This window comes from Bradyrhizobium macuxiense (assembly GCF_007993935.1).
GTDB classification, from domain to species: Bacteria; Pseudomonadota; Alphaproteobacteria; order Rhizobiales; family Xanthobacteraceae; genus Bradyrhizobium; species Bradyrhizobium macuxiense_A.
Map to the genome: position 1 here is coordinate 245,898 of NZ_VITY01000014.1, position 2,474 is coordinate 248,371.

A 2,474-nucleotide genomic window follows, 5' to 3' on the forward strand; every position below is an offset into this window, starting at 1 on the left:
GCCGTTGACTGGACCACTCTCGTCCTGGTCGATCGGGGCCGAGAGCGTGAAGGTGTAGGCCCCCGTCGCCTCGGTCAGCGCGAAGGTGAACACGGTGCCGCCGCCCGTCTTTGTTGCAGTCAGGGTGTCGGTGGTGCCGTCGCTCGTGATCGCATAGGTCACCTTCACGCCGCCCGACGTCAGCGCCGGCAGGCCGGAGGTGGAGCCGGAGAGCGTGTATGTGAGCGGCGTGTCCACGCCTGCATTGAACAGGTTCGACACGTTGCCGGTGGCCGAGCCGCCAACGCCGGTCTCACCGGTCGTCTCGCCGACCAGCGCGTCCTCGTCGACCATCGCCGTCTGCGTGTTGGTGCTCGCAGTCGGCACGCTGTCCTCGAAGATGAGGTGGGAACCGACTTCCGCGCTGTCGTTGTTCGTCTGGGTCTGTGTTTCCGTGACGTTGAGAATGTCGAAGCCCGGTGTGTTGCCGGGTGGTTTGGTATTCTGGACCACGAACTGGTCAAACTGCGCACCATTCAGCGAGGTGAACTGGATCTTGTCCCCCACTGTCAGGCCATTGACGGTGCCGCTCGGCGCGCTGGTGGTGCCGCCGAAAGTGATGCCGTTGTTGCCGGTGGTCTTCGTCGATGAGGCGATCAACTGCCCCGTGCTGTTGAAAACATCGATCTCGCCGAGCGCGACCGTGTTCGTGGTCGTGCTTGTCTGTGTCGCACCGAAGGTGGTGGTGGTCTCATTCTGGGCGATGATCTTGACGTTGACCGACTGGCCGGTGGGGGTCACCTGGCTGATGTCGAAGCTCGCCCCTGTTCCTTCGATGTACGTGAGACTCTTGAGCGTACCGTCGGTGAGGAAGGTCTTGTCCTTGGTGGACCCGCCCGAGAAGCTGCTCGAAACGAAATCGAAGCGCAGGGCTTCGCCTGGGGTGATGGCCTGGCTGTTGCTGCCGTCGCCGACCGAACTGGTGTTGACGGTGTCGGGGTTGGATGTGCTTGCATCGAGCCCGGTCACGAGGACCGTCGATTTCCCGTCGGTGCTGGTGAAGGGCAGCCAGTAGTTCTGTCCCGGCATCTTGGTGCCGATGTTGAACGAACTCGTCGAGCTGGACGTTCCGTTGACGTAGACCAGATTGCTGAGATCGAGGGTGTTGGCATCCTCTCCCAAGGCCGGCTTGGTGTTGGTGAGCGCCTCGTACTGCACGATCCAGATCGTCGCGCCGCCGCTCGTCGGCTGCAGCAGGAGTGCGAAGGCAACGGTACCGGTGCTGTTGGTCTCGCGGCCGAGCACGATATCGGGATTGCTCGGATCCGAGTAGAGGAAGATCTCGTTGCCGTCGATGGCCTTGAACCCGGTGTCGACGCCGCTCAGCGCGCCGCCGCTGCTGGTGGTGAACTTCAAATTCTGGTCGGTGGTGGTGACGATCGCATTTTCGGCGATCCCGATCGTCTTGGTCGTGCCGTTGCCGGCGCTCGTGCTCGTATCGGGATAAATGCCAAGCGTCTTGAGCTCAGCACCGAGCGAGCTTGCGGTCGTGATACTGGTCTGGAAGCTCGAGAGAACGACGTTGTTGTCGGAATCTGTGGCGTCGTTATCGGTCGCCAGTGTTGTCAATCCGAGGTTCTCGTCCTCAATAACTTTGCCGGTGATGGTGAGTGACATAGCCTGCTCCTCAGAAATTTGAGAAAATCCCGCTATGCGCCGCGCGGGTCCTGCGCGTCGCGTCTCTCCTCCGGGCGTGCTCGCCGCAGGAAGCCGTCAGTGTTGGCAATCAGAAGACCCGACCAAAGCGAAACGCGGCCGTTTGAGAGCTCTTGCTAGCTCTCGTTCGACCGGTTGACTGTGCTCGAAGCGAAAAGCGGCTTCGATAATTGAATGATGCACCGCTGCTGCATTGCGCCTCCTATCCGCGGGCAAATATCTCCCGCGAGGGCAAGCAAACCAGGAAACGATTTCGTCAATTCACGCGGTCCGCGACAGCCGATTTGGGGGTTCGCGCCCCGCGCTTGGGCAATAAGCAAATTAAATAAGCAAAGTTTGACGAGTTATTCAATCACTTTCTAGTGAAAAATATGCGCGGTGCGTTTGCTCACACCGCAATCGTCGCTCCGGCAAGCCACGTTTCGGCACAGTCGGATCAGCGTCAACGGTTGCTGCGAAGTTAGCGTGCAACTCCGGGAACCCAGGCGCGCGATCGATGTCGCTTACTCGATCGATGTCGCTTGGAAGTCAGACTTGCATGCGACGATCAACGCACTGCCAGCTTACGGAAGCTGATGCCTACCACTTCACGAGTGCTCGCGTCGTCGTCCCCACCTATCCTCGCCATGCTTCGTGCAGACGGAACATTCCGTCCGCACGGCTTTTCGATTCATGCCGCGATGGCTCTGGAATACTGGGCGGATTCAACCGCTCGTCGCAACACTTTGTGTATCGCTCACTCGGAGCAGTTCGTCGAGGGTTTCTGCCGGTGTTTTCCA

At 60.1% G+C, this 2,474-nt stretch carries 1 protein-coding gene; it reads right to left on the reverse strand.

Annotation, left to right across the window (positions count from 1 at the left end):
• The coding region (locus FBZ93_RS40835) for a hypothetical protein (protein WP_167529305.1) at positions 1-1,656 on the reverse strand (1,656 nt) is incomplete at its 3' end.
• Positions 1,657-2,474: the final 818 nt, after the last annotated feature.